Origin of the sequence: Actinophytocola xanthii (assembly GCF_001921205.1) — a bacterium.
Taxonomy (GTDB): Bacteria; Actinomycetota; Actinomycetes; order Mycobacteriales; family Pseudonocardiaceae; genus Actinophytocola; species Actinophytocola xanthii.
The window spans coordinates 111014-133528 of the sequence record NZ_MSIE01000034.1; the positions used below are offsets into that span (position 1 = coordinate 111014).

The 22515-nt window shown below is 72.4% G+C and carries 22 protein-coding genes; 10 read left to right on the top strand and 12 right to left on the bottom strand.

Translation table 11 applies throughout. The features are described 5' to 3' along the window. Window positions 1-25 precede the first annotated feature (25 nt). The gene (locus BU204_RS19195; RefSeq protein ID WP_075127105.1) at window positions 26-1564 is read left to right on the top strand and encodes a solute symporter family protein; all 1539 of its coding nucleotides are present in this window, start codon (window positions 26-28) and stop codon (window positions 1562-1564) included. 62 nt (window positions 1565-1626) lie between these two features. Here the strand turns inward: BU204_RS19195 and BU204_RS19200 are convergent, their stop codons facing one another. From BU204_RS19200 to BU204_RS40135, 5 genes are all read right to left on the bottom strand, one after another. Next, on the bottom strand, window positions 1627-1998 hold the full coding sequence (locus BU204_RS19200) for a DUF3817 domain-containing protein (protein WP_083661432.1): 372 nt from the start codon (window positions 1996-1998) through the stop codon (window positions 1627-1629). Further along, on the bottom strand, window positions 1995-2372 hold the full coding sequence (locus BU204_RS19205) for a hypothetical protein (protein ID WP_075127072.1): 378 nt from the start codon (window positions 2370-2372) through the stop codon (window positions 1995-1997). The genes BU204_RS19200 and BU204_RS19205 overlap by 4 nt, the downstream gene beginning before the upstream one ends. Before the next feature lie 24 nt (window positions 2373-2396). Further along, window positions 2397-3203, bottom strand: a complete 807-nt coding sequence (locus BU204_RS19210; RefSeq protein WP_143229592.1) for a lytic transglycosylase domain-containing protein — start codon at window positions 3201-3203, stop codon at window positions 2397-2399. 37 nt (window positions 3204-3240) lie between these two features. Further along, entirely contained in the window at window positions 3241-3732 is a 492-nt protein-coding gene (locus BU204_RS19215; RefSeq protein WP_075127073.1) for a transcriptional regulator, read from the bottom strand. 259 nt (window positions 3733-3991) lie between these two features. Further along, window positions 3992-4153 (bottom strand): hypothetical protein, encoded by a 162-nt coding sequence (locus BU204_RS40135; RefSeq protein WP_158073479.1) that lies wholly within the window; start codon window positions 4151-4153, stop codon window positions 3992-3994. A gap of 148 nt (window positions 4154-4301) precedes the next feature. Here BU204_RS40135 and BU204_RS19220 point away from each other — a divergent pair, with 148 nt between their 5' ends. Both BU204_RS19220 and BU204_RS19225 read left to right on the top strand, forming a co-directional pair. Further along, the gene (locus tag BU204_RS19220) at window positions 4302-5066 is read left to right on the top strand and encodes a crotonase/enoyl-CoA hydratase family protein (protein WP_075127074.1); all 765 of its coding nucleotides are present in this window, start codon (window positions 4302-4304) and stop codon (window positions 5064-5066) included. Window positions 5067-5112: 46 nt separating this feature from the next. Then, window positions 5113-5730, top strand: a complete 618-nt coding sequence (locus BU204_RS19225; protein WP_075127075.1) for a hypothetical protein — start codon at window positions 5113-5115, stop codon at window positions 5728-5730. A gap of 121 nt (window positions 5731-5851) precedes the next feature. Here the strand turns inward: BU204_RS19225 and BU204_RS19230 are convergent, their stop codons facing one another. The 3 genes from BU204_RS19230 to BU204_RS19240 form a co-directional block, all read right to left on the bottom strand. Next, complete coding sequence (locus BU204_RS19230; protein ID WP_075127076.1) at window positions 5852-6148, bottom strand: STAS domain-containing protein; 297 nt, start codon at window positions 6146-6148, stop codon at window positions 5852-5854. Between the two features lie 240 nt (window positions 6149-6388). Then, complete coding sequence (locus BU204_RS19235; protein ID WP_075127077.1) at window positions 6389-7531, bottom strand: CaiB/BaiF CoA transferase family protein; 1143 nt, start codon at window positions 7529-7531, stop codon at window positions 6389-6391. Between the two features lie 20 nt (window positions 7532-7551). Continuing rightward, window positions 7552-8715, bottom strand: coding sequence for an acyl-CoA dehydrogenase family protein (locus tag BU204_RS19240; protein ID WP_075127078.1), 1164 nt, complete (start codon window positions 8713-8715; stop codon window positions 7552-7554). Window positions 8716-8804: 89 nt separating this feature from the next. Between BU204_RS19240 and BU204_RS19245 the strand changes: the two genes are divergently transcribed. After that, window positions 8805-9395 (top strand): TetR/AcrR family transcriptional regulator, encoded by a 591-nt coding sequence (locus BU204_RS19245; protein WP_075127079.1) that lies wholly within the window; start codon window positions 8805-8807, stop codon window positions 9393-9395. 137 nt (window positions 9396-9532) lie between these two features. On the opposite strand, the gene BU204_RS19250 is transcribed toward BU204_RS19245, so the two are convergent. Beyond that, complete coding sequence (locus BU204_RS19250) at window positions 9533-10033, bottom strand: NUDIX domain-containing protein (protein ID WP_075127080.1); 501 nt, start codon at window positions 10031-10033, stop codon at window positions 9533-9535. A 158-nt stretch (window positions 10034-10191) separates the two neighbouring features. On the opposite strand from BU204_RS19250, the gene BU204_RS40140 reads away from it, so the two are divergent. From BU204_RS40140 to BU204_RS19265, 3 genes are all read left to right on the top strand, one after another. Further along, entirely contained in the window at window positions 10192-11529 is a 1338-nt protein-coding gene (locus tag BU204_RS40140; RefSeq protein ID WP_158073480.1) for a hypothetical protein, read from the top strand. A gap of 246 nt (window positions 11530-11775) precedes the next feature. Beyond that, window positions 11776-13947 (top strand): histidine kinase, encoded by a 2172-nt coding sequence (locus BU204_RS41405; protein WP_158073481.1) that lies wholly within the window; start codon window positions 11776-11778, stop codon window positions 13945-13947. Then, window positions 13947-14627, top strand: coding sequence for a response regulator (locus BU204_RS19265; protein WP_075127083.1), 681 nt, complete (start codon window positions 13947-13949; stop codon window positions 14625-14627). Before BU204_RS41405 ends, BU204_RS19265 begins: the two co-directional genes overlap by 1 nt. 1 nt (window position 14628) lies before the next feature. Here the strand turns inward: BU204_RS19265 and BU204_RS19270 are convergent, their stop codons facing one another. After that, a complete protein-coding gene (locus BU204_RS19270; protein WP_075127084.1) occupies window positions 14629-15243 on the bottom strand; it encodes a TetR/AcrR family transcriptional regulator in 615 nt (204 codons plus the stop codon). Window positions 15244-15270: 27 nt separating this feature from the next. Between BU204_RS19270 and BU204_RS19275 the strand changes: the two genes are divergently transcribed. Together BU204_RS19275 and BU204_RS19280 are read left to right on the top strand one after the other, a co-directional pair. Beyond that, the gene (locus BU204_RS19275) at window positions 15271-15954 is read left to right on the top strand and encodes a hypothetical protein (protein WP_075127085.1); all 684 of its coding nucleotides are present in this window, start codon (window positions 15271-15273) and stop codon (window positions 15952-15954) included. Window positions 15955-16082: 128 nt separating this feature from the next. Further along, window positions 16083-16715, top strand: coding sequence for a helix-turn-helix transcriptional regulator (locus tag BU204_RS19280; RefSeq protein WP_075127086.1), 633 nt, complete (start codon window positions 16083-16085; stop codon window positions 16713-16715). Between the two features lie 59 nt (window positions 16716-16774). Here BU204_RS19280 and BU204_RS19285 read toward each other — a convergent pair whose 3' ends face one another. Further along, entirely contained in the window at window positions 16775-18124 is a 1350-nt protein-coding gene (locus BU204_RS19285; RefSeq protein ID WP_075127087.1) for a COG1470 family protein, read from the bottom strand. 152 nt (window positions 18125-18276) lie between these two features. Between BU204_RS19285 and BU204_RS19290 the strand changes: the two genes are divergently transcribed. Next, a complete protein-coding gene (locus BU204_RS19290; protein ID WP_143229593.1) occupies window positions 18277-21075 on the top strand; it encodes a choice-of-anchor D domain-containing protein in 2799 nt (932 codons plus the stop codon). A 417-nt stretch (window positions 21076-21492) separates the two neighbouring features. On the opposite strand, the gene BU204_RS40145 is transcribed toward BU204_RS19290, so the two are convergent. Further along, the coding region (locus BU204_RS40145) for a zinc ribbon domain-containing protein (protein ID WP_075127089.1) at window positions 21493-22515 on the bottom strand (1023 nt) is incomplete at its 5' end.

Here is a 22515-nt window from a genome sequence, read left to right on the forward strand (position 1 = left end):
GTCGACCGGGAGCCCGGTCCTCAACATGCTCGTGTTCGCCGGTTTCGTCGCGATCACCCTGTACGTGGTGTACCGGGTGAGCCACCACAACAAGTCCACATCGGACTACTACGCCGCGGGCAGCGCCTTCTCCGGTGCGCAGAACGGGATCGCGATCACCGGCGACTACCTGTCCGCCGCGTCGTTCCTCGGGATCGCTGGCGCGATCGCGGTGCACGGCTACGACGGGTTCCTCTACTCGATCGGTTTCCTCGTCGCCTGGCTGGTGGCCCTGCTGCTGGTGGCCGAGCTCGTGCGCAACACCGGCCGGTTCACGATGGGCGACGTGTTGGCCTACCGGATGCGCCAGCGCCCGGTCCGCGCCGCCGCGGCCACCTCGACACTGGTCATCTCGTTCTTCTACATGCTGGCGCAGATGGCCGGCGCCGGCGGACTCGTGGCGCTGCTGCTGGACGTGCCGGGCAGGGGCGGGCAGGCGCTGGTGATCTGCGTCGTCGGGCTGGTGATGATCTGCTACGTCCTGGTCGGCGGCATGAAGGGCACGACCTGGGTGCAGATCATCAAGGCCACGATGCTCGTGCTGTGCGTGGTGCTGATGACCGTGTTCCTGCTCGGCAAGTTCGGCTTCAGTATGTCCGCGCTGCTCGAGGAGGCGGCGGCGAACAACAGCCAGGGCGAGCGGGTGCTGGAGCCCGGCACGCAGTACGGGACGACGACGAGCCAGCTGAACTTCATCTCGCTGTCGCTGGCCCTGGTCCTCGGCGCCGCCGGCCTGCCGCACGTGCTCATGCGGTTCTACACGGTGCCCGACGCCCGCCAGGCGCGCCGGTCGGTGGTCTGGGCGGTCTGCACGATGGCGGTGTTCTACCTGGCCACGCTGGTGATCGGGTACGGCGCCTCGGCACTGGTGGGCTCGGAGCGGATCCTCGGCTCCACCGGCCGGGAGAACTCGGCCGCGCCGCTGCTCGCGTTCGAGATCGGCGGCACCGTGCTCCTCGGGATCGTCTCGGCGGTGGCGTTCGCGACGATCCTCGCCGTGGTCGCCGGGCTGACGCTCACCGCCTCGGCGTCGTTCGCCCACGACGTCTACGCCACCATCTTCCGCCGGGGTGACGTGGAGCCCGAGGCCGAGGTCCGGGTCGCGCGGCTGACGGCCGTGGTGGTCGGGGTGCTGGCGATCATCGGGGGCATCCTCGCCAACGGGCAGAACGTGGCGTTCCTGGTGGCACTCGCGTTCGCGTTCGCGGCCTCGGCGAACCTGTCGACACTTCTCTACTCGTTGTTCTGGCCGCGGTTCAACACGGTGGGCACGCTGTGGGCCATGTACGGCGGGCTCGGGTCCTGCCTGCTGTTGGTGTTGGTGTCGCCGGTGGTGTCCGGAGCTCCCACGTCGCTGTTCCCGGGGCTGGACTTCCAGCTCTTCCCGCTGACCAACCCCGGGCTGGTCTCGATCCCGGTCTCGTTCCTCGCCGGGTACCTGGGAACGGTGCTGAGCGGGGAGCCGGCCGACCCGGTGAAGCAGGCCGAGATGGAGGTCCGGTCGCTGACCGGGCTCGGCCGATGACGCCGCGGCGGAAACGGCGAGCTGGGCGCGAAGACCGCGACCGAGGGCTGTGCGGACGTGCCCTACAGCCGGACGCCCTCGCGGACCTTGCGCGAGACCGACCGCTCGGCGACGAACGAGACGAACGGGACCACGCCGGAGAGCATCACCAGCACGGTGCCCTTCATCGACCACCTGGCCTTGATCGCGAGGTCCACCGTGGCCACCAGGTACACGATGTAGAGGAAGCCGTGGACCGGCCCGACGAGCGCGGTGTACCGGTCCTCGTCGAAGCCGTACTCCATGACCATCGAGAAGCACAGTGCGAGCAGGCCGACGCCGACGATGTAGGCCATCACCCGGTAGCGGGCGAGGGCGCCGTGTACCCCGGCCGCGCCGGTCGCCTGGACCGGGTTCTCCTCGTCGCTGGTCACCGGCGTCTCGGGGGGTGTCATCGGGACTCCTGCTGATCCATCTCGTTGAGGCGGGCCAGGTAGCGGTTGTACTCGGCCAGCTCGGGGTCGTCCTCATCCTTGTCGGTCCGGGCGGCCGGCCGCGGGGCGGGCTCCCACGACTCCCCCGCCTCGGCCGCGGGCGAGGCTGGTGCCGGCGGCTCGGGGTCGTGGCGGAGCTTGCGCAGGCGCCAGAACATGAACGCGGGGAACAGGCCGAACAGCGGCCACTGCAGTACGTACCCCAGGTTCTGCCAGCTGCCGCTGGAGGACTCGAAGCGCTGCCACTGCCACCAGGCCAGCCCGACGCACCCGATCAGGGACACCACGCACACCACGACGATGCCCAGCCGACGCGCCGTCAGTCCGCCCTTCACGTTCCCGACGCTAACACTCCGGGGCTACCCCGCCGTCCGCGCGTAGCCGTCGGCCAGGCCGAAGACCTTCTGGCCGTAGGGCAGCGAGTTGTTGTACGAGAACACCGCGGCCCACCAGTCGGCTGGCACGGCCAGGTCGCGACCGCCAGCACACAGGTAGCGACCGGCGGCGAGGGCGGCGTCGTCGATCTGCTGCGGATCGCCCCGGCCGTCGAGGTTGGCGTCGGCGGCCCAGCGGTGCCAGGTGGAGGGGATGAACTGCATCGGCCCGACCGCCCGGTCCACCCGGTCGTCGCCGTCGAACCGGCCCGCGTCGGTGTCGGAGATCGCGCGCACCCCGGCCGAACCGTCGAGCGGCACCCCGATGATGGGTCGGGAGGGTCGACCGTCGTCGTTCAGCGTGGCGCCGCCGAAGCGGCCGTGGTCGGACTCGATGCGGCCGATGCCGGCAAGGGTGGCCCAGGAGAGGTGGCAGCCGGGGTCCTCGGTGCGCAGGACGAGCTCGGCGTTGCCATAGGCCATGAGGGCTCGGGCGGGGATGCCGGTCGGCGCGGCCAGGCCGGTCGCCCACGAGCGGAGCGGGTCGCCGCCGGACGTGCGCGGGGAGTCCAGGTGGGCGGCCGCGCTCGCCGGGGTGACCTCGCCGGGGTCCACGTCCGCCGCGGGGATGGTCGCGGCGAGGTTCTCCGTGCTGGGCGGGCCGGTCTCGGGCGAGGTCGCGGCCCGCAGCAACAACACACCACCCGTCCCCACGGCCAGGATCAGGAGCACGATGCCGAGCCGAAGGAGTACACCGAACCGGGGACCCCCGTCGGTGTGGGCTGTGATCACACGTGGTCAACGACGCTCGCGCCGCCGCGTTACGACATCAGGCGGAGCGGCGCTCGTTCTGTCGCTGCAGGCGGGCCACGCACCAGGCGGGGGCGCTGCCCTTGCGGAGGTGCTGGAGCACGGTCAGCGGACCGAGCCGGCGGCTGAGGTCGGAGGGGGCGAGACCGGCGGCGCGGTAGTCCAGCGCACGCTGGTCGAGCGGGCTGATGCCGGCGTCCCACCACTCCTTGGCCTCGGCGAGGCCGCCGACCATCTGCCACCAGCCGGCCGCCGCGGAGAGCAGTTCGGCGGGCACTTCCGGCAGTCGCTCACGCATGGCGGCGAAGAAACGGGGGTCGGTGGCCTCGACGGCCGCCCAGGAGCCGCTGCCGCCCCTGGCGCGCTGGCCGGGGATCCCGGTTCGCGGCTGCACCGGCACGTCCGCGAGCCACTCCGACGCGATCCGGTTGATCTCGTCCGACTCGGTGGCCTTGGAGTGATCTTCTGTCCACTGCCGTACCAGGTCATCCACACCGGAATCGTCGAGCATCCTGCCTCCTCCGAGAGAACTGCGGACCAGCCCGCGAAAGTCGATGCGGGAACCGTAAAGGCCGGCACCGACAGTCCGCCAGACCTGATCTCGAGGAAAGCTGTCAAACAGGGGTTGGAGAGGCAGAATCCACCCGTACGGTCCAATGTGGCGCTAGATGCGGGCAACCATTGTCACGGTCGGTGACCCGTTGACCAGGTGTTCGGACACGGATGAGCCCGCCACCACGGAGACCGGGTGACGAGCGTGACCTCCTCGATCAGGCGAAGAGGTTCCTCATGAACGTGATGATCGCTTCGGCGCCGTCCTGCAGCCAGCCGAGGATGCCCTGCACCGCCTCCGCCGCCTGCGTGGGCTGCGTGATCACGTAGAACAGCACCAGTGCCACGCCGATCAGGATCATGGCCTTCTTCGCGTTCACCGTCTCACTCCGTCCGCTGCTACCCCTCCGGCGTCCAGCGCCGGCTCCGCGCGCCTGTGTCACACCGATGGCCGTAACAGCCTACGGTGCGTGCACTACCCCACACAGACCTTACGTCGATCGACTTCGACTCGCGAGGTGACACGCCATGATCGAAACCGTCCTCGTCGAACGGTCCGGCCCGGTGACAACGGTGCTGATCAACCGTCCTGACCAGCGCAACTGCGTCGACGGTCCGACCGCCGCGGCGCTGGCCGACGCGTTCCGCGCGTTCGAGGAGGACTCCTCCGCACGGGTGGCGGTGCTCGCCGGGGTGGGTCCCTCGTTCTGCGCGGGCGCGGATCTGAAGGCGATGGGCACCCAACGGAGTAACCGATTGGCTACCGATGGTGATGGACCGATGGGTCCCACCCGCCTCTCGCTCGGCAAGCCGGTGATCGCCGCGGTGGCGGGGCACGCGGTGGCCGGCGGGCTCGAGCTGGCGCTGTGGTGCGACCTGCGGGTGGTCGACGAGACCGCGGTGTTCGGGGTGTTCTCCCGGCGGTGGGGCGTGCCGCTGATCGACGGCGGGACCGTGCGGCTGCCGCGGCTGGTCGGCCAGAGCCGGGCGATGGACATGGTGCTGACGGGTCGGCGGGTGGACGCGAGGGAGGCACTGGTGATGGGGCTGGCGAACCGGGTTGTCCCGGCGGGGCGGGCACGCGCGGAGGCGGAGGAGCTGGCGGGGCGGTTGGCCGCGTTCCCGCAGGGGTGCCTGCGGAGGGACCGCGCGTCGGTGCTCGCGCAGTGGGGTGAGTCGGAGGGGGCGGCGCTGGCCGCGGAGTTCGCGGGCGGGGTGGAGGTGCTGGGCGAAGGGCTCGCCGGGGCGGCGCGGTTCGCCCAGGGCGCGGGGCGGGGCGGGCGGTTCGACTGAGCTGGCTGGGCGGGCGGGGTGACTGCCGGCGCTATCGTCGGCCGGCATGACGATCCTCGACGAGCTCGACCGGCGGCTGGCACCCATCGGCTGGGCGCGGGCGGAACCCTGGGACGACGACGAGTACGTCACCTACGCCCGGCGGCCGAACGACGAGATCTCCTTCGAGCTGGGTCTGGACGTCGAACCGCGGGAGTGGGGTCTGCGGCTGAACCCGGTGGTCGCCGTTCGCCACGTCGAGGTCGCCCGGCTCTCCGGTCTGTTCCTCGGCCTGCCGGCGGGGGCGTGCATGACCGCCGCGACGCTGGCGGATCTCGTCGCGCGGGCGGCTCCCTCCCGGTGGGACATGTCCTTCGCCGACGGCGTGCGCGGGGAGGAGGCCGCCGGCCAGCAGGTCGTGGCGGACCTGGTGGCCCAGGGGGAGCCGTTCCTGGCGAGCATGCCGACCCTTGCCGACATGATCGCCCGGATCAGTACGGACAGCCGACGGTCGCAGGTGGACGACGGCAACCTGGCCATCGCGTACATGCTGTCCGGGGACGACGACGGCGCCAGGCAGGCGTTGGGCGCGATGGAGGCGAAAGCCGTCGAGCGGCCGTTGCTGGCGCGCGGCCAGTTCGACGTGTTCCTCCGCGGCTTCCGCGACTACTTCAACCTGGGCTAGCGGGCTGGTCGCGCGGAGTGGGGAGAGGGGGCGGCCTCCGGCCCCCGGTCACCAGAGTACCGGGAGGGACCGACAGTTTCGGCGCGGTGAGGAGGCGGTGAAGGTGCGGGGAGAGCTGGGATTAGGGCTTCGGGCAGATGACGTGGCGCACTTCCTCGTTGGGGATGACGCGCAGGGCCAGGGACTGCTTGGCGCATAACGCCCTCGCGTGCCGGACAGCCTCGACGGCTGCCTGGTCGCAGGCGGTCACGGTGCTCAGGTCCAGGGTCAGCACCTCCAGCTCGGCACACCCCACCGCCAGGAACTCCGCCACCACCCGGTTGACCTCGCCCACGGTCGTGGCGTCCAGCACCCCGGTCACGCCGACGCCGGCGCCCTCGTGCACCGACACCGTCACCGTGGAGATCTTCGTGCTCATGAGGCAGAGACTAGGCGCGTCCGCACAGTCCCGGTCGATGGGCTTCGTGATCCAGGTCGTCGCTGGCAAGGCGGAGGGCAGGCCTCGTACCGGGTCGTACTCGGCCTGTCCCGACAACGCCGCCAGCGGCGAACTGAGCGCGAAGACCGCGACCGAGGGCTGTGCGGACGTGCCTAGGGCGCGTCCGCACAGTCCCGGTCGATGGGCTTCGTGATCCAGGTCGTCGCTGGCAAACCGCCCCTACGCCACGATGCCCTCCGCCCGTAGGCGGTCCACCTCCTCGGGCTGGTAGCCCAGCTCGGCGAGGACGTCGGGGGTGTCGGCCCGGGGGGCATGGGGGGCCACGGGGTCGGCGGGCGGCGTGCGGCTGAAGCGCGGCGCCGGGGCCGGCTGGCGGTGCCCGTCGAGGGTCACGAACGTGCCGCGGGCGACGTTGTGCGGGTGCTCCGCCGCCTCCTCGGGGGTGAGAACCGGCGTGAGGCACGCGTCGGTGCCTTCGGCGAGGGCCGCCCACTCGTCCCGGGTGCGGGTGCGCAGCACCGCGGCCAGGCGCTCCCGCACGGCCCCCCACTGCTCGGGGTCCAGCCGACCCGCCAGCTCCTCCGGGTCCAGCTCCAGCACCTTCACCAGGGCCTGCCAGAACCGCTCCTCGATCGCGCCCACCGCCACGTAGCGGCCGTCGGCGGTCTCGTAGGTGTCGTAGAACGGGGCACCGCCGTCGAGCATGTTGCGGCCCCGGCCCCTGCTCCACAGGCCGATGTTGCGCAGGCCGTGCATGCCGGCGGTCAGCAGGGCGGCCCCGTCCACCATCGACGCGTCGACCACCTGGCCGCGGCCGGAGGAGGCGCGCTCGACCAGGGCCGCCAGCACCCCCAGCGCCAGCAGCATGCCACCGCCGCCGAAGTCACCCAGCAGGTTCAGCGGGGGAACCGGACGCTCGCCCTCGCGGCCGATCGGCTCCAGCGCACCGGCCAGGCCGATGTAGTTGATGTCGTGGCCGGCCGCCTGGGCCAGCGGGCCGTCCTGGCCCCACCCCGTCACGCGGCCGTAGACCAGGCCCGGGTTGCGGGCGAGGCAGTCCTCGGGGCCCAGGCCCAGGCGCTCGGTGACGCCCGGGCGGAACCCCTCCAGCAGCACGTCGGCCCGGTCGACCAGGCGCAGCACGACCTCCCGCCCCGCGGGCTGCTTGGTGTCCACGCCGATCCAGCGGCGGGCGCGGGAGAGCGGGTCGTGCGGGAACGTGAGCACGTCGGCGCCGGGCCTGGGCCGGTCGACCCGCACCACGTCCGCGCCGAGGTCGGCGAGCACCGTCGTGGCGAACGGCGCGGGCGCGAGGCCCGCGAGCTCCACCACCCTGAGCCCGACGAGGGGTCCTGCGCCCATCGACCTGCCTTCCGCCTCACCTACAGGGACCGGGAGATGATCTCTTTCATGATCTCGTTGGTGCCGCCGAAGATCCGCTGCACGCGTGCCGCGGTCCACGCCCGGGAGATCGGGTACTCGCTCATGTAACCGTAACCGCCGAACAGCTGCAGGCACTCGTCCGCCACTCGGGACAGCCGGTCGGTGGTCCACCACTTCGCCATCGCGGCGCCGGTGACGTCCAGCTCGCCGCGCAGGTGCCGCTCGACGCACTGGTCGAGGAACGCCTTGGCCACGGCGACCTCGGTGGCCGCCTCGGCGAGGGTGAACCTCGTGTTCTGGAACTGGAAGACCGGGCGGCCGAACGCCGTGCGCTCCTTGGTGTAGGCAACGGTCATCTCCACCGCGGCTTCCATCGCCGCGACCGCCCCGACAGCGATGATCAGCCGTTCCTGCGGCAGCTGCTGCATCAGCTGGACGAACCCGAGCCCCTCGGTGCCGCCCAGCAGGTTCTCCGCCGGCACCCGGACCCCGTCGAAGAACAGCTCCGAGGTGTCCTGGCCGTGCAGTCCGATCTTGTCCAGCACCCGGCCCCGCCGGAACCCCGCCGCCCCCTCGGTCTCCACCAGCAGCAGCGAGACGCCCTGGGCCCGCTCCTCCGGGTTCGTCTTGGCCACGACGACAACGAGCCCCGCCTGCGCGCCGTTGGTGATGAACGTCTTCGCGCCGTCCAGCACGTAGTGGTCGTCCCCGCCCTCGCTCGTGCGCACCGCCCTGGTCCGCACGTTCTGCAGGTCCGAGCCCGTGCCCGGTTCGGTCATCGCGATCGCGCCGACGAGCTCGCCACTCGCCAGCCGCGGCAGGTAGCGCCGCTTCTGGTCCTCCGTGCCGCAGGCCAGCAGGTAGTGGGCGACGATGCCGCTGTGCACGGAGTTGCCCCACGCGTCGTCGCCGACCCGCGCCTGCTCCTCCAGCAGCACCGCCTCGTGGGCGAAGGTGCCGCCGCCCCCGCCGTACTCCTCGGGGATGCTCAGGCACAGCAGGCCCACCTCGCCCGCCTTGTGCCACAGCTCGCGGTCGACCTGCTTGGCCACCGCCCAGCGCTCCAGGTTCGGCGCGATCTCCTTCTGGCAGAAGGTGCGGGCGAGATCCCGGAAGGCCTCGAGATCCTCGTTCAGCCAGGACGAGCGCTGGGTCAGCGGCATGCGATCTCCAAGAAACAATCCGAACGGCATGTAAAGTTTTCTCGAATGTACATGCGTGCAGACCTGTACGTAAAGCCGAGGAGACCGTCATGGCCGCGCCACACCGGACCCAGCAGGAGCGCAGCTCACGAACCCGGGCACGGCTGCTCGAGGCGACCGTCGAGTGCCTCGTGGAGCGGGGCTACGCCGGCACGACGGTCGCCGAGATCTGCCAGCGCGCGGGGCTCTCCCGAGGCGCGCAGCAACACCACTTCACCACCAAGGCCGAGCTGATGACCAGGGCCCTCGAGCACCTGTTCACCCGGCTCGCCGACGAGATCGTCGCGACCCGGCTGCCGACCGGGCCCGATCGGCTGGAGAAGGGCATCGACCTGCTGTGGGAGGCCTACTCGGGCACGCTGTCGACCGCCGCGGTCGAGCTGTGGGTGGCCGCCCGGACCGACGAGGAGCTGCGCGGCCACCTGCTGCCGGTGGACCGGGCACTCGGCCACGCGACGCTGGAGTTCTACCGCCGGCTGGTCGGCGACGGGGACGCCGCGGAGCTGGAGACCGTGCTGCTGCTGACCGTGAACCTGTTCCGGGGCCTGGCCCTCGACGCGATGATCGGCGGCGACGACGGGCGCCGGGCCGCGCTGCTGGCCGAGTGGAAGGCGCTTGTCCTGCGGCGCCGAGCCGGCTGACCCGCATGCACGCGTGAGACGACGGGCGGCGGTTGGCTCGGCCCTCGCGCGAGCCAACCGCCGCTACCCACGTAGACGGGAGCAAGAGCGGAAAGTGACGTTTTCCAATGCAAAGCGTATACGATTCACGTTCTGCTTCAGTCCGCGAACTGCCAGAGGTCGTCGTGGCGGTAGTAGTCGGCGATCTCCTCCGCGGTCATCCGGTCCGCCTCCCGCCACGGCCCGACCGCGTCCAGCTCGTCGATCGACACCCAGGCCGACTCGTCGTAGTCGTACATGTTGGGCCGGGGCTCGCCGAGGTCCACGTCGAACACCGACTCGCTCGGCAGTTGGCAGCGCCAGATCCGCAGGGTCGCGTCGGCGGCCCGGTCCTCACCGGTGCGGTAGGAGTTCATCCGGCGGTCGGACAGGATCCGGTCGACACAGCGGACCGACACCCCGAACTCGGTGGTGAACTCCCGCTCGATCGCGCCGTGCTCCTCCTCGCCCTGGCGCAGCTCGTCGCCGGGCAGCTCCCAGAAGCCCGACACCGAGGCCGGCCGCGAGCGCCGGGCGACGAACAGCCGGAAGTCACGGATGATCGCGGCCCCCGCCACGATCACCTCCCGTGCCTCGTCCCCCGTGGTGACCTCGCTCATTCCCAGCCTCCTCGTCGCCGGTGCCCAGTACCTCAGGTCGGTGGCGAGCGGCCCAGTGGCAGCCAGGAGACCCACGGGGCGGGCTGCGCGGCACGCCCGGGCGACGATTGCCGCCCTTGTGGGCATCGGTGGCGGGAATCACTGGCATCATGCGTCCCGTGACTGCGCCGCCGCCCCCGCATCCCCAGTACCAACACGCCCCGGGTATGCACGCCCCCGCCCCGCCCCGACAGCGTCCGCGCCCCCGAGGCAACGCGCTCGCGCTGGCCGCAGCCGTCACCACGGTGCTCGTGGCCGGCCTGGTGGTCGGCGGGCTGTTCGGGGCAACGCACAGCCTGCGGCACGTGTGGGCCGGTGGCGAGGAGGTGTTCGCCTACGACACCACCTGGTGGGGCCGCAGCGACAACGGGAGCACCGAACCGGTCGACGACCGCACGCTGCTCGCGGGGCTGCCGCTCGTCGGGGCGGCGCTGCTGCTCGTGCTGGCCGCCGTGTTCATCGCCCTGTCGAGCCGGTCGGTACGGCCGGGAGTGCGCTCGGCGGGGCTGTCGCTGCTGGCGGCCGGCGTCGGGGTGTTGGCCGGGGCCGCGCTGCTGCGGCTGATCAGCAGCCTCGACCAGATGAGCCTGGCCAACGAGGAGACCCTCGAGCCGGGCGACAGCATCGAGTTCTCGATCGGACTGGGGCTGTGGCTGCCGCTCGCCGGCCTCCTGCTCGGCATCGTCGCGCTGGTGCTCGCCCACCGCGGCCAGCGCCCGGTGCGCAACGAGCCGGTCACCCCGCCGATGGGCTTCCGGATGCCGCCGCAGTACGGGGGGCCGATGACCGGCCAGCAGCCCGCGGTCCGGGGTGTCGGGCAGTCCAGCGGGCAGTTCCCGCCCGTGCCCGGCCCGACCGACTCCGGCGTCGGCCAGTTCCCCCCGATCCAGGACCCCGGGCCGGGTGAGGGCAGTGGGCGGTTCGCGCCCGTGCCGCCGCCCGGCGCGGAGGACGACGCCACCGCCCGGGGCAGCGCGTCGGTGGCGTCCCGGTTGGACGAGGGCGGTGGGTCCGACGACTCCGACGACTCCGACGGGGAGATCACTCAGCGCACGTCCGTCCCGAGTGCACCGCCCTCGGGTGGTGCCGCTCCCCCGCCACCGCCGCCCGCGCCGCCGGCCGCCCCGCCCGCTCCCGCCGCACCCGCGCCCCCGGCGGGTCCCTCGGTGACGGCGACCCAGGCGCCGCCGGCGCGGAGCACCCCGCCCGCCACCCCGGCGACTCCCGACACCGCGGCGTCCCCCGAGACAGCCACCGAGACAGCTACCGAGAAGCCGAGCGCACGGCCCGACGACGAGCCCGGCGACGGAACCGGCGACCAGCCCGGTGGGGAGACCGGCGAGCCGGCGGCCAGCACGCCGTCCACACCGGACCGCCCGGCTGAGCCCGCCCCGTTGGAGGTGCCACCGGCTCCCCCCGCGCCCGAGCTGGACCCGGAGCGGAAGAAGACCGACTGACGACGTCGCCTGGACGGAGGCGTGCACTCCTCCGTTCAGGCGTAACTCGACCCGGGGAGCCCACTACACCGCCCCACCAGCCGTCCGTTCGGGCAGGCGTGGCGAATGGCTCTGTCCCAAACTGTCCGGCTGCGAGATGATCCTGGGGTGTTCGGCCCGGCGGGCGTGCGGCGTGTACCCGCCTCGCTCCTACTGCTCACACTCGTACTCCTCGGGGTAGCCGTCTGGTGCGTCTGGTCACGGGCTGTGTCCCCCACCGACGGCACCACGGTCAGCCCCGCGGACAGCGGTGCCGTCTCCCTCGGCACCGTGGTGGTGTCCGACCGGGACCCGAGCAGCCCGTTCCGCATCGGCGACCAGATCGTGGCGATCGACGGGGTGGAGCTGGCCGAGCGGGCGGCGCGGCTGCCGGGCGGCGCACCCGTGGCGGAGGGCGACCGGCTCACCTACACCGTGCTGCGCGAGGGCCGGACCCTCGACCTCGACGTCGAGCTGCGCCCCTACCCCGTCGTGCGGAGCCTCACGACCTGGTGGCCGATGCTGCTCGTGGTCCCGCTCCTGCTGGCGGCCTCGTTCACCGTCGTGCGGGTGCGCCCCCGCGACCCCGCCGCGCACGCGGCGCTGCTGACCGCCGCGATCGGCGTCGTCTCGGTCGCCGGCGCGGGCCTGTTCCCGCTGTCCGCGCTGGACCTGGTGGCCGGCCACCAGTTCTGGCGCTGGTACACGGGCGAGCTGGCCTTCGCGCTGCTGTGGGGGGCGGTTCTGCACTTCACGATCGCCTTCCCGGCCGTAACCGACGACCGGCGGCACCGGTGGCGGGTGCTCGCCGGCTACCTCGGCACGCTCGCGCTCTACGGCCTGGCGTGGCTGGTCGCACTCGTCGCCCTGGACGAGCCGCTCGAACGGATGTACTTCGTCCTCGTGCCCGTGGTGGCGGCGCTGTTCGTCTACCCCGTACTGATCGTGTTCCTGCTGGTACGCAGGATCGTCCGCTCCGACGACGACCGCACCCGGCGCCCGCTGCTGTGGCTGATCGGCGCGCTCGTGGTCAGCACCGGGACCTACGTCTCGCTGTGGGCGCTGCCGATCCTGGTCACCGGCCGACCGGTGATGCCCTACGAGTACCAGGGGCTGCCGTTCGCGCTGGTGCCGATCTCGATGGCGGCTGCGGTCCTGCGGTACCGGGCGCTCAACATCGAGGTCGCGGTCAGCCGGTCGCTGGTGTACGGGTCGCTGTGGGCGGGCGCGGTCGGGGTCTATCTCGCGGTCGTCGGCCTGCTGTCGCTGGTGTTCGGCCCCCTGGACGAGCCGTGGCAGCAGGCCGTCGTCGCCGCCACGATCGCCGTGCTCGTGCAGCCGTTCCGGGGCATGCTGCGCCGGTTGATCAACAAACGGCTCTACGGGGAGCACGACGACCCGTTCCGGGTCGTGTCCGCGCTCGCCTCCCGCCTGGAGAACACGCCGACGGCGAGCACCATGTTGCCCGAGATCGTCGAGACGGTCGCCGCGGCGCTGCGCCTGCCGTACCTGGCCATCGAGATCCAGGCGAGGGGCCGCAGCGAGACCGCGGCCAGCGTCGGCACCGCGACCGGCGAGCTGCACCGCATCCCGCTCACCTTCCACGGGGAGCGGGTCGGCAACCTCGTCGTCGGTCGGCGCGGGCAGCGGGAGCTGACCCGGCCGGACCGGATCGCCCTGGCCGAGGTGGCCCGGCACGCCGGGGCGGCGGTCTACACCGCACGCCTCACCCGGGACCTGCGCCGCAGCCGCGACCGGCTGGTCCGCGCCCGGGAGATGGAGCGCAGGCGGATCCTGCACGAGCTGCACGACGGAGTCGGTCCCACGCTCGCCGCGATCGCGCTCGGCCTGGACGTCAGCCGGCGCACGGTGGGCGAGTCCAGCCCGACCGGCGAGTTGTTGGGTCGGCTGCGCGACGAGCTCCAGGCCGCGATCGTGGAGATCCGCCGGCTGGCCCACGGCCTGCGCCCGCCGGTGCTGGACCGGATCGGCCTGATCCCGGCGATCCGCGAGTACGCCGGCGCGCTCGCCAGCCGCACGGCCGGCTCGGAGACCTCGGTGGCGGGCGTGACGATCGTGCTCGAGGTGCCGTCGAGCATGCCGAAGCTACCCGCGCCGGTGGACGTCGCGGCCTACCGGATCATCTGCGAGGCCCTGACCAACGTCACCCGGCACGCGCGGGCGAGCTCCTGCGCGGTCCGGCTGTGGATCGACGACGACCTGCACATCGAGGTGGTGGACGACGGCATCGGGCTGCCGGTGGTGACCAACGGCGGCGTCGGCCTCTCCTCGATGCGCGAGCGCGCCACCGAGCTCGGCGGCGAGTGCCTGGTCGAAGCCGACCACGACGGCGGCACACGCGTGTTCGCTACGCTGCCGTTGCCGAAGGAGGGCAGCTGATGCAGGCCGAGGACCAGAAGCTGCGCGTGCTGGTCGTCGACGACCACCCCCTGTTCCGGTTCGGTCTGTGCACGGTCCTCAACGCCGAGCCCAGCATCCAGATCGTCGGCGAGGCCGCCAACGGGCGGGACGCGGTGAGCGCCGCCCGAGCGTTCCAGCCGGACGTCGTCGTGATGGACCTGCACCTGCCCGACATCGACGGCATCGAGGCCACCCGCCAGATCGTCACCGAGCGCGCCCGTACCGGCGTGGTGGTGCTGACCATGTTCAACGACACCGAGTCGGTGTTCGCCGCCATGCGTGCCGGTGCCCGCGGCTACCTGCTGAAGGGCTCGGGCCAGGAGGAGATCATCCGCGCCGTGCACGCGGTCGGCCGAGGCGAGGCGATCTTCGGTCCGGACATCGCGAACCGGGTGATCGGCTTCTTCAACGCCGGGCCGGTCACGTCCGACCCGATCTTCCCGGAGCTCACCTCGCGGGAGCGCGAGGTGCTCGCGCTGATCGCGGACGGCGAGAGCAACTCGGTGATCGCCAGACGGCTGTCGCTGAGCCCGAAGACCGTCCGCAACCACGTGTCGAGCATCTTCACCAAGCTGCACGTCGCCGACCGCGCCCAGGCCATCGTCCGCGCCCGCAAGGCCGGCCTCGGTGAGCAGCCGCCCGGCGGCGGGCAGCAGTAGCTCAGGCCAGCAGCTCGCGGGCCAGCACCGCACCCCACCACCGCTCCACCCGCTCCGGTGACCAGCCGCGCTCGGCGATGAGCGTGGTGTAGACGTCGATCGAGCAGAGCGCGGCGTACACGTCGACCGCCGCCGGGACCTCGACGCGCAGGACGCCGTCGGGCCAGGAGGAGAACACCTCGTACCGGGTCTCGTCGCCTCGCCGGCGACCGTCCAGATAGGCCCGGGCGAGCTCGGGCTCGGTCCGGCCGGCCTCGCGCACCAGCCTGATCACGTCGCCGGAGCGCTCGAACAGCCGCCGGTCGTAGCCGGCCATGGCGGCGAGCTGGCCGGCCGGCCCGGTCTCCGACAGCTCGGCGAGCATCCGCGGCGCGTCGGCGGCGAGGTCGACGGAGTCGGCCAGCGCGCGAACGAGCCCGGCCTTGTCCTGGTAGGCCGCGTACACCGTCGGCACCGAGACCCCGGCCTCGCGGGCCACGTCGCGGACGGTGGTCGCCGCCCAGCCCTTGGCCACGAACAACCGTCGCGCGGCGTCCGCGATCTCGGCCCTGGTCTGCTGCGCCTGCGTGGTCCGCCGCAGCGAGTCGTAGCGGCGCCGTCCAGTCCCCTCGGTCATGACCCTTCCTATCGCTATATTGAATATATGACCAGTAAAGTCAATTTCGTCGCCCTCTCCGGCGGCGCCGCGATCGGGTTCGCCTCGATGATCGTCCTCGTCAACCTCGTCCTGGCACCGGCCGGCCTGCCGGCGCCCGGGGCCGACCCGGACGAGGCAGCCGCGTTCTTCGCGGCCAACCGCGGTCTGGCCGGTACCGCGGCCGCGCTCACCCCGGCCGTGTGGGTGCTGGCCACGGTGTTCGGCGCCGGCGCGGTCTCGGTGCTGTGGGCTGCCGAACGCGGCCGCGGCGAGGCCTGGGCGCTGGCCGGCTTCGCCGGACTGGTCCTGCAGAACGCGACCTTCACCGGCGTGGTGGCCACCCGGCTGGCGCTGGCCGAGGACGGCGGTGCCGCACCGCTGTGGGTCCTGCACGACGCGCTGCTCACGCTCAACGGGACCTTCCTCGCGCTCGCGATGACCGGGCTGTCCCTGGCCGGGCGGCGCGCGGGGTTGCTCCCGGCGTGGCACGCCCGGCTCGGGTTCGTGGCGGCCGGCCTCCAGTTCACCTCGGCGACCCTCGCGCCGCTGGTCATCGCCGGGGAGGGACCGTTGGGGATGGTCGGGCTCGCGGGGTGGCTGCTGTGGGTGGTCTGGCTCGTGGGCTACGGCCTCGCGCTCCTGCGGGCGCGGGCGGGACTGTCCCCCAGCCCGCTGGCGGGACCCGCCTGAGCGGGCAAACCCAGGACACCGGTCCCATGTGCCCGGGACGCCCGATCGGGCAACCTTTCATCTCGCGCGGGCTTCGACGTGCTGGGCGTCGGGTCGGGGGCGCGCTTGAGGGAGAGCGGGAAACACAGATGTTGGAGCAGAACCGAATTCCGGTCGTCGTGCGGGCGACCGACCCGATCCTGCAGAACGGTGTGCAGATGGCGTTGCGCACCCGGCAGGAGGTCTGGCTGGTCGACGAGGACGGCGTGTCGCCGGAGGCTGTCGCGCTGGTCGTGACCGACCGGTTCGACGACCGGGCCAGCCAACTGCTGCGGACCCTCCAGGTGCGGGGCTTCGCCCGGGTCGTGCTGATCGCGGGCGAGCTGGAGGACACCGAGATCCTGACCGCCGTCGAGGGCGGCGTGTGCGCCGTCGCGCGTCGGGCCGACACCACGCCGGACGTGCTCGTTCGGCTGATCAAGGCCGCGTCGGCCGGGGAGGGCGCGCTGCCGCCCGACCTGCTCGGCCGGCTGCTCAACCGGGTGTCGCGGCTGCAGCGCCACGTGCTCGAGCCGCGCGGGCTGCACCTGGCCGGCATCACCAACCGGGAGACCGAGGTGCTCCGCCTCGTCGCCTCCGGACTGTCCACCAAGGAGATCGCGGACAAGCTCTGCTACTCCCAGCGGACGGTGAAGAGCATCCTGCACGACGTGACGAACCGGTTCCAGCTGCGCAACCGGTCGCACGCGGTGGCCTACGCCCTGCGCGAGGGCCTCATCTAGTCGTCGACACGAGAAGGAGGGGGCGGTCCCGCGGGACCGCCCCCTCCTTCTCGTGTCGGTCAGCCCCCCTCGGTGGGACCGGACAGGCGACCGGAGAAGGACACCGCGGGTCCGCAGTCACCGTCGGCCGGCTCGGGCGCGCCCGGCGTCTGGCAGCTCACCTCGACCGTGAGCGGCGCGTCGGGAGCGAACGTCCAGGGCTCCAGGAAGTGGTAGTCCAGGTCCCGGAAGTTGGCCAGTCCGGCCTCCAGCAGCACGTCCTCGCCACGCAGGATGCGGAGCGTCCCGTTGTCGCCCCTGGGGTTCTGCATGATGATGTCGGTGACGACGAGCGTCTTGTCCGCGGGGATGACCCCTTCTGGCACACCGAACGGCTCGAACGCCTCCGGGTCCGGCGCCGCCGCGACGTCGGTCGTGATCCGGAAGTCCACAGTGGAACCCGAGGCGATGTTCACGCCCTCGGGGCTGGTGGTCGCCCCCCGAGCGGCACCGGCGCCGCCACCGCCGACCTCGGCCACGGTGTCCGCCGCCTCAGCGGCCTTCTTCTCCGCCTCGGCCGCGGACTCCTCGGCCTCGGCCGCCTTCTCCTCGGCCTGGTTGGCCATGTCCATCATCTCGCCCTGCATCTCCTGGGCCTGCTCACGTGCCTCCTCGCGGGCGGCGGTCTGCACGGTCGGCTTGACCATCGTGAACCAGAGCACCGCGAGGACACCCGCGAGCGCCACCGCGGCGATCGCGGCCGGCAGCAGCCACTTCGGCAGCAACTGCTCCTGGACGACGGTGCCGTTGACCGTGGTCGGCGGGAGGTCCGCGGAGGTGGCGGTGACCTGGAACGGGTGGCGCCGCTCCTTGCCCCGCAGGAACCGGTCGTAGGGCTTGGCCCGCAGCTTGAGGAACGCCGAGGTGCCAGGCTGCACCATCAGCGAGGTGTGGTCGAGGGTGAGCCGGAGCTGCTCCTCGGGGTCGATGGTGACGAGCTCGACCCCCACGGGGTGGTTGCCCGCGTTGTCCACGACCACCTCGTGCACGGCCTTGCTGCGGCACTTCGACGACTTGGGCGACAGCTCGACCTGCAGGTCGGTGAACGCCGCGACCTCGACGACGCCTTCCTCCACCGAGGACCCGGCCGGCTCCTCACGGGACAGCACCCGGACGCCGAACGGCACCGGTCCGGCGAGGACCGAGGAGTCCCTCGGCGGCGAGAACGTGACGGTGGCCGTGCCGTCCTGTCCCGGCATCAGGTTCATGACCCGCGGGACGACCTCGACCCACTCCCGCGCGTCCCCGACAATGTCCAAACTGAACTGGTCGACGAGCGTTCCGTTGTTCCGTACCAGGACATTGGCCTCGATCGACTCACCCGGGGTTACGGACAGCTGCGCGCTCGCCATCGACGTGGTGGCTCCCATGGGACAAGTCTGGGAGCCGCGGAGGCGAGGGACAGGCCGCGAACGGGAGCGTGGCGGGGCGGCCCAGGCTGCCCGAAGGGGCGGGTGCGGGCGTCCACTACGCCACCCGGCGGTCGGGACCGTGCCCGCCCGAACAATCATAGGTTCGGATCGTGCGCAAGTCATCCACCCGCAGGCGCGGTCTCGCCGCCGTGGTCGCCACGGCACTGGTCGGCACGTCGACCGCCCTGCTGCTCACCACCGCAGCCCTCCCGACCGCGCTGGCCGCCGTCGCGCCCGGTTCCACCGAACGCGCGTCGGTCGCCGACGGGACCGGCGCGGAGGCCCCGAGCGGCGCCCGCCAGCAGGAGCTGTCGGCCGACGGCACCGCCGTGGCGTTCAGCAGCTACGACCAGCTGGACGACCTGGCCACCGGGCCGGACGACGACGAGGTCAGCTACAAGAACGTCTACGTTCGCGACCTGGCCCGCGACCGCACGGTCATGATCAGCCGCGGTCAGTTCACCCGTCAGCCTCCGCCACCGCCGCCGTCGTCGACGACGCCACCGCCTCCACCGCCTCCGCCGCCGCCCCGTTTCGCGCGGCCGCTGGACCTGGTCGGCCGGAACGCGCCCGGGGTGGGCGTGCCGTTGTTCGGCGAGGTCCCGCCGGACCAGTCGAGCTACCAGCCGACGATCTCCGCCGACGGCCGGTTCGTCGCGTTCGTCACCACCGCGACCAACATCGTGGTGGACGACACCGACAACGACCAGGACATCATCGTCTGCGACCGGGACCCCGACGGCGACGGCGACTTCGACGAGGAGCTCGAGAACGGCGACCGGGACTACCGCTACTTCCGCGTCACCCGCCCGGACTACAGCGACGGCTCCGCCGGCTACCGCCTGGACGACCCGCGCTGGCCCTCGCTCTCCGCCGACGCGTCCACGATCGTCTGGGAGGACTTCGGGCGGTTCGGCGAGTACCACCGGTACCAGACCCGCACCGCGACGCTGCGGCTGACGCCGGCGAACGACCCGGGCCCGCCCACGACCAGGACCTGGGTCCACACCCCGCTGGCCGGCGAGCTGGAGGAGGACCACCAGTACCCGCGGGTGTCCGGGGACGGCCGGTTCGCCGCAGTGGTGGTCAACTTCCGGATCGAGAACGAGGATCCGTACGAGGAGGACCTGGAGCACCAGGCGGTCATGCGTGCGGACCTGGCGACCGGCGCGGTCACCCGGGTCGACCTGCACGCGGGCGGTGCGCCGATCGGCGCCGGACCGGAGATCTTCCTGGGCGCCCCGGCGCTGTCCCGGGACGGGTCGGTGATCGCCTTCGACGCCGAGGAGTACTACCCCAACCCGTGCGACGGCACGTGTTGGGACCGCAGCGGACGGCCCGACGCGTACGTGGTGCGGGTCGTCGACGGGGCGGTGGCCGAGTCCGACGTCGTGTCCCGGGACAACGCGGGCGAGCAGGTGAACGGGTTCGCGCCGGGGCTCTCGGCGGACGGCCGGTTCGTCGCGTTCGTCACCGACAACGTCGGCGTGCACGACGGCGTCGACGACGAGTCGGGGTACACGTGCCTGTTCCCGGAGGACGACGGGGGCTCGACCGGACTCCCCACCCCGGGGGCGAGCGCCGAGGAGCCGGGTGAGGTGGACCCGCGGGAGGTCCGGACGAGCTGCCAGGTCGTGGTGCGCGACCTGGTGGTGGACGCGGAGCGGGCAGCCGCCGAGGAGGAGCGGCTGCCGGGCACCCTGGCCTCTCCGGGGACCAGCCAGGAATGCGCCGACCCGATGCCGGAGAACGGCACCTGCGGCGGCAACGGGAACACGACGGCCCGGGACGCGGAGAAGGGCCCCACCCTCTCGGCGGACGGACGGCGGATCGCCTACGAGTCCGACGCCTCCGACCTGGTGCGCGACGTCGAGGACGGCAACTCCTCGCCCGACGTGTTCGTGCGGACGTTCCAGCCGGAGCTGCGGGCCGACCCCGACCCACTGGACTTCGGCGAGGTCCAGCTCGAGGGCGACGCCCCGGCCACCGCGACGGTGCGCATCGAGCATGTGGGCATCGGACCGCTGACCGTCGAGGATCTGGAGATCGAGGGCGAGGGGTTCGAACTGCTCGACCAGACCTGCGTCGGCGACGGCGTGGTGCTGCACCAGGCCGGGAGCTGCCTGGTCGAGGTGGCCTTCACCCCGCCCGGCGAGGGCACGTTCGAGGGTCTGCTGCGGGTGGTGCTCGGTGCCGAGCGCGAGCTCACCGTGGACCTCGTCGGGGTCGGCGTCCCCAAGCCGACCGAGCCACCACCGGGCGGGCCGCCTGACCCGACTCCCCCGGCCTTCACGGCCGACCCGGACCCGTTGAGCTTCGGTTCCCGCCTGCTGCGGTCGAACGGCCCCACGGCGACGGTGACCGTGGCCAACACCGGTGGGACCGCGATGGACATCGCGAGCGTGGCCGTCGAGCCCGCCGCGGCGCGTGCGCACTTCACCGTCGTGACCGACGAGTGCACCGCCGCACCGATCGCGCCCCGCACCTCCTGTGCGGTCACGGTCAGGTTCTCGCCGGCGGCGAGCGGCGAGCTGACCGGTGCGCTGGTCTTCACCGACGACGCGCCGGGCGGACCGCACCTGGTGGGCCTGGCGGGCAGCGCCCCGGTGCCGGAGATCGAGCTCTCCCCCGCGGTCAGCCCGCCGGGACGCGTGATCACCGTCATCGGCCGGAACTTCACGCCCAACCAGCAGGTGGTGGCCTCGACGTTGCTCGCCATCCAGACCGCGCCGGCGACCACGGCCGCGGACGGCACCTTCCGGGCGGCGATGCTGATCCTGCCCAAGGCCTCCATCGGCGAGCGGACCGTGGTCGCCAGGGTGACCGCCTTTCCGGAGGTCAACGACGAGGCACAGCTGCTCGTCGTGACACCGACCGTCGGTCCCGCGGAGTTCGTCATACGCGGCTAGCGCAGCTCCACCTGAGGATCGGCCCCCGGTCGCCGCCCGCATGCGGGCGGCGACCGGGGCATGTCCGGGCCAGAAAGCCAGGTGTCTGGGGCTGGGGCTGGGGCTGGGGCTGGGGTCTGGGTGAGCAAACTCCCCGCACCCCGCCGAGCAACAGGCGAGTGTGGCCGAACCCCACCACGCCTTCGCCCGTCACGGCGCGAGGTTCCGGTGTCCCGCCGCCACCTCCGTGCGCTCGCCGCCGGCGTGGCGGCGTGGCGGGGTCGGCTGGACCGCGCCCGGTGGGGAGTGGGATCGGGGAACCCCTCCCTCCCCCCGGAGGTGCGGGTCCCTCACCCCGGACATGCGACAGCACCACCGGATGCCCGTCTCCGGGCTCTCCGGTGGTGCTGTGTCACGCGCGACGGCGGTCGGCCGGGGTCAGGTCTCCTCGAACAGCTCGATCTCGGTGATCGAGACCTCCTTGCCGGCCACCGCCTTGAACGTCGACATCACGTGGATCTCCACGCTCGTCGCCCCCTCGCCGTTCTCGACCTCGAGGGTCTGCGGGTCGGGCCGGTCCTGGAGGGTGACGTCGGCCGTCCTGCCCGTGGAGAACACGAGGTGCAGCTTCTGCGCCCGGTGCCGGTCCTTGAAGGCCTCCTGCTGTCCGTTGTGGACGATGAGTCGAGCCAGGTCGACCGTGCGACCGAACCGGACCTCCAGCACCGGCTCCCGGGGGCCGCCGACCGGCGCCGCCCAGAAGGTGTTGGTGAGCCCGTCCAGCGCCATCGCCCCGGGGAACTGCGGCAGCTGTACCGGGCTTACCGGTGCCTCGGCGGCGCGGACCGGTTCGTAGGTGGGGAAGAAGATGCCCTCGACCGTGGTCTTGGCGGCGATCGCCTTGTCGTTCACCCAGCCCCGGAAGGGCGCGTAGACGCCGTAGAGGACGCCGGCCACCACCAGGACGATCGAGACCACCCTGCGGACGGTCCGGAACGTGGTGCTCACGACCTGGCCGACCTTGGACTTGCCGCCCCGACCCCGGCCCGTGGGCCGCTCCCCCGACTTGCGGACCTTGGCCCCGCGCCGCTTCGGGATCAGCCGGCGCCACCAGGGGGTCTTGACCACCTCGGCCTCGGCGAGCGAGCTGCCGCAACGGCTGCAGAACTTCCTGGTCTGCGGGTTGCCCTCGCCGCAGTCCCCGCAGACGAGGTCGCCGGGCTCGAGCTTGCGCGAGGGCGGTTGCCGGCGCACGGTGGGCGCCTTCGCCCGCGCCTCCTGCGGAAGGATCTCGTCGGTCTGTGCCGCGCTGGCCTTGCCCACCACGGGCGCCACCAGCTCGCCGGCCTCCTCCTTGCTCGCCTTGGGCGCGCCGGGCGCGCCGGGCGCGCCGGGCGAGTCGGGTGCCGGCGGTGGCTTGGGCGGTGCCGGCAGCGCCGGAGCCGCGGCGCCGGTGGTCCC